The organism is Streptococcus sp. SM3 (assembly GCF_027497875.1).
Map to the genome: position 1 here is coordinate 1 of NZ_JAJNSA010000144.1, position 4,256 is coordinate 4,256.

Consider the following 4,256-nt stretch of genomic DNA (forward strand, 5'->3'; position numbering starts at 1 on the left):
CAGCTCGGACTTCTGCCATGCCCCGTAGGACCTTATCCGACAATTCCTTGTTCTGGGCTAGTCTTAGGGTTTCTTGAATGCTATCCCACTCGCTCTTAGAGATGACCACAATATCTTCATCTGGATTCTTATTTACAACCGTCAAAGGCTCAAACTCATCGTTCACCTTCTTCATATAATCCTTCAAATGATTGCGGAATGTTGAATAAACGACTGCTTCCATTACCATACCTCATTCTACCTCTTTTCTTTTATTATACATGAAAAAGATAAACTTGTCAGGAACTTGTACAAGTTTTTCCCTCTTCACTTAATTATTCGTAAAAAGTTTCTAAATTTGGTAAAAACAAAAAAATCCAATGTCTAAAAAGATTTTTTAGACATTGGATAAACACTGTTTCCGTGCATCATAAACTTCTTGCCTTACGTGAATGTGGGCAGAGAAAATTTACGTCAGACCTTTTATTCTTCCACTCTCACTGGCACTCGACCCCAGATCTGTTCTGGCAATTGGGGATGGCCTAGCTGATACACCTGATCGGCTTGCTGGGTCAAGTCATCCCAAGGCTCCTTACCGATTCGAGTCACGATTTCTACTGATTTTTTCAAGCCTTTGAGGTGAGCTTGTCCCTTTGCGGAAAATCCTAAGACATGAATGGCATCGGGAAAAGCTTGATCCATCGCCCCTACCAAGATGTAGGTCAAGATGCGGCGCACACGTGCCTTGGTATAGCGCTTGGTTGCGACTTTCTCCACCAGGTCTTCCACAGAACTAGCACTTCGAATCGCATCCTTTATCCGATTGGCTATTTCTTCATTGACTTGAAAAATCTGTGTCAGATCCGGATGGGTTAGGATTTGATAACGGAGCAGTTGGTCATAATCCTCCCAAGATACCTGTGGAGCCGACTGAAAGAGTTGGCTATTAGGCATGAATTTAGCGACAAAGTCCTGATCTTCCTTGTGTAGGCGTAGACTAGTGGCAGAAGCATAAGCCACCTCTTTTTCTTCTGAATGGTAGCCTGCACCTTGCCGTTGGATAGCCTTAAGCGCAATCCCCTTTCCAACACAAGCCTTGGCATAGGCCAACCCCAGAATATGATTGGGAGTATCCCCTGTGAACTCCACTCCAGCAAAGGTTTCCCACATTTTTTGGGTCTTTTGTGGATAGGATAAATCATCTGGAAGATTTCGCAAGAAAGCTTCCATTTCCGCCTCATTCTCCGAGTAGACTGTCGCAATCGCTTGGTAATCTAAGACTTCTTCTGTCCCAAAGGTCAATTGGTCGATTCCTAGACGGGATAAGATTTCTACCGCTCCCTTGGCAAAATGATCAGCCGACTGAACAGCCACGAGAAAGGGGAGCTCGACCACCAGGTCCGCTCCATTTTCCAAAGCCATCTGCGCCCGTGTCCACTTATCTACAATGGCAGGCTCGCCACGTTGAACAAAATTCCCAGACATGACCACAATCTTCAGCCCTTCTGCCTGTTTGAGCAGGTACTTGTGACCATTGTGAAAGGGATTAAATTCTGCAATAATACCTGTAACTGTCATGTTTTCCTACTTCTGTGCTACGAAGAACCAACGTTTGCTAGTCTTTGTTGGCTCTTTGTCCTCAAAGTCTGCGTAGAGTTTAAAGGATTTAAAGCCAGCCTGCTCCAATAAGATGTCATAGGTTAAAACTTCATAGGTACGCTCCTCATGAACTTCATCGTGCCGACTAAAGCTGCCATCCTCTTCTTGGACAAAGAAGGTTAACTCATGGACGATCGAGTGAGGGGCTGCATCCTCATAGGTATCCCAGAGCATGGCAAAGTCTTCTGCGTTTTCGTGGTAAGAATAGCCTGGGAAGACCTCATCCGTCTGATAGGTCGAATGGACATCAAAGATAAAAACACCATCTTCATTAAGGGCATTGTAGACTTCTCTGAAGACATCCCCTACTTCTACCTCGTCTTGCATGTAGCAGATAGAATCTGAATAGCAGGTCACGAAATCATAAGTGCCTGCTTGCGACAGGTCCAGCATATTGCCCTCGATAAAATCAATTTTCTGCTTGGCTGAAGCAGCTCTTTTTTCAGCAATTTTCAGCATGTCAGCACTCAGGTCTAATCCTGTCACATCAAAACCAGTTTGAGAAAAGCGAACAGACTGGATCCCTGTCCCACAAGCCAATTCCAGTAATTTTTTCTTATCTTTTGTCTTTGGGAGATGCCGGAGGGAAAAATCCGTCCATAAGTCATACAGACTATCATCCATGACCGCATCGTAGACCGCCGCAAACGTTTCATAAGTCGCCATATTCATGATACCAAGTCCGCCCGTAATCCGATAGAAAATTAGGAGCACGACGATGGAGCTAAGCTCCAAGGAGAGCTATCTATTTTCCGAGGATTACAGGACGGGTTCAAACCCTTTCTAAGATACAAAGAGCCTTAAAAGCAAAGAGAAAATAGGAAACTTTCTGCCGTATCGTCAGATACAAAGGAAGTTACTCTTTTTCTCACAGCTTTTAGCTCGTGTTCAATTATCAAATTAACCAAACACGAGGCCCCATCCTTTCTTTCCATAGAATTTCAATTTAACCAACAAAACTCAGTTGCTACCAACTGAGTTTACCTGCTTATGCTAGGGCTGCTGAAAGATCGACAGCACTTGCTTCATGCCATAGCTTTTCTAGGTTATAATGGGCACGCATTTCTTCTGAGAAGACATGGACCACCACACTACCTAAGTCAAGAAGGACCCAACCACCAGCTGAATCACCTTCGACGTGGCTGGCATTGCCACCAGCTTCAACGACCTTCTCGCGAATATTTTCAGCAATAGCTTCCAACTGACGGCTGTTCATAGAGCTTGCGATGACAAAGTAGTCTGTCACGCTGGTCAAGCTTTGAACATCCAAAGCGACAATGTCTTCTGCACGCTTTTCATCTGCTGCTTTGACAACTAGTTCAAGTAGTTCTTTTTCTTTCATGTAATCCTCTTTCCTTAAAAAATTGATTTGTAATCTAAGACATCCGCAAAACGTTCTGCCCAAATATTTTCATAAAATTCATTAAGCGTTTCTGCCGGAATATCCTCTCCATCAAAGGTTGTGACAACTCCTTCTGGAATGACCAGCTTGTAGCCGTATTCAAACCCTACTTTGACGGATGTATCAACACAATATTCTGTCTGCATGCCACACAGGACCAGTTGTTCAATCCCTTGTTGATCCAAGTATTCTTTTAATCCTGTCTCTTTAAATATGCTATTGTATCGCTTCTGAAATACCTTTTCATTCTCCTGTCTTTTCAACAGGGGCGATAATTGCCAATCTTCCGAAGTTAAAGCCTCTGGCGTTTCAATATGCTGCATGTAGATGATTTCAATCTGCTGTTTTCTAGCCTGATCTTGCAAATAAGCGATCTTCTCTAAGAGCTTTTCTGTCTCAAAACCTGTTTCCACTAAGATATTTTGTACATCAATAATGATAAAAGCTGTCTTCACTCACTGCTCCTCTTTCAAATACTTCACAAAGGCGTTATAGGTTTCAAGGGTTTGGGGATAAATGGGCAATCCTTGGTGGGCCAGGTGTTCGACTGTGCGAGCCGTCTCATAGGCCACAGCACGATCCAAAGAAACTTGAGCGATATCACGTGCTTGATCCACTCCTGGAAAGGCCCGGTTGTGCTCAATGTAATCTGCCACATAGACAATCTTGTCTAAGGTTGACATCTGTCCGCTTCCCACTGTGTGAATCTCAATACTGCGAAGAATGGCTGGGTCTGTCAGTCCGAGGTCTTCTTGGATCTTGTAAATCCCGACCATCCCATGCCAGACATTGTTCCCCCAGTTTTTTAATGCTGGATCCAGCTCATAGCGATCGATCAAGTCCAGAAATTCCTGATCTGATAATTTCTTAGCGTAGTCATGTAACAAACCTGCTAGACCAGCCTGCTCTTCATCAGCCTCATAGCGTTTGGCCAAGTCACGCGCAGCCTTCTCAACCCCTAAACAGTGAGTAAGCCGCTTTCCTGGCAGGATTTGGCGCATTTTTTCAAGCAAGACCTCACGAGAAAAGCCGAGATAGTTTTCATAGGTCATTGATACAATCCTTCTTTCTTGATGTAGTCCAAGACTGGTTTTGGCAACATAAAATTCGGCGTCCGGCCTTTGGCCACAAAATCACGCACCATACTAGAGGAGATGTCCATGAGAGGAACATCCACCCAGATCACCGGATAAGAAGTCCCTGCCTTATAGCGTGG

6 protein-coding genes and 1 pseudogene are annotated in these 4,256 nt (G+C 44.2%); all 7 read right to left on the bottom strand.

Annotated features, from left to right (window positions below; translation table 11 throughout):
* A partial coding sequence (locus tag PAN06_RS13030) for a type II toxin-antitoxin system Phd/YefM family antitoxin (RefSeq protein WP_346732065.1) occupies positions 1–229 on the bottom strand: 229 nt, incomplete at its 3' end.
* Between the two features lie 233 nt (positions 230–462).
* Entirely contained in the window at positions 463–1,557 is a 1,095-nt protein-coding gene (locus tag PAN06_RS13035) for a nucleotidyltransferase (RefSeq protein WP_269796542.1), read from the bottom strand.
* 6 nt (positions 1,558–1,563) lie between these two features.
* Positions 1,564–2,304, bottom strand: coding sequence for a class I SAM-dependent methyltransferase (locus PAN06_RS13040; protein ID WP_346732066.1), 741 nt, complete (start codon positions 2,302–2,304; stop codon positions 1,564–1,566).
* Between the two features lie 322 nt (positions 2,305–2,626).
* Positions 2,627–2,980 carry a ribosome silencing factor gene (rsfS, locus tag PAN06_RS13045; protein WP_003005865.1) on the bottom strand — a complete coding sequence of 118 codons (354 nt, stop codon included), beginning with the start codon at positions 2,978–2,980 and terminating at the stop codon, positions 2,627–2,629.
* A 14-nt stretch (positions 2,981–2,994) separates the two neighbouring features.
* Positions 2,995–3,495, bottom strand: a complete 501-nt coding sequence (locus PAN06_RS13050; protein ID WP_269796543.1) for a cysteine hydrolase family protein — start codon at positions 3,493–3,495, stop codon at positions 2,995–2,997.
* Positions 3,496–4,092 carry a bis(5'-nucleosyl)-tetraphosphatase (symmetrical) YqeK gene (yqeK, locus tag PAN06_RS13055; RefSeq protein WP_269796544.1) on the bottom strand — a complete coding sequence of 199 codons (597 nt, stop codon included), beginning with the start codon at positions 4,090–4,092 and terminating at the stop codon, positions 3,496–3,498. It lies immediately after the preceding gene.
* A pseudogene (gene nadD, locus PAN06_RS13060) lies at positions 4,089–4,256 on the bottom strand (nicotinate-nucleotide adenylyltransferase); the annotation flags it as partial. The gene yqeK and the pseudogene nadD, both read right to left, overlap by 4 nt.

Excerpts from the sequence above, each read along its gene's own strand:
- PAN06_RS13035 (WP_269796542.1), bottom strand. The coding sequence starts at position 1,557 with ATGACAGTTACAGGTATTATTGCAGAATTTAATCCCTTTCACAATGGT.
- PAN06_RS13040 (WP_346732066.1), bottom strand. The coding sequence starts at position 2,304 with ATGGCGACTTATGAAACGTTTGCGGCGGTCTACGATGCGGTCATGGAT.
- rsfS (WP_003005865.1), bottom strand. The coding sequence starts at position 2,980 with ATGAAAGAAAAAGAACTACTTGAACTAGTTGTCAAAGCAGCAGATGAA.
- yqeK (WP_269796544.1), bottom strand. The coding sequence starts at position 4,092 with ATGACCTATGAAAACTATCTCGGCTTTTCTCGTGAGGTCTTGCTTGAA.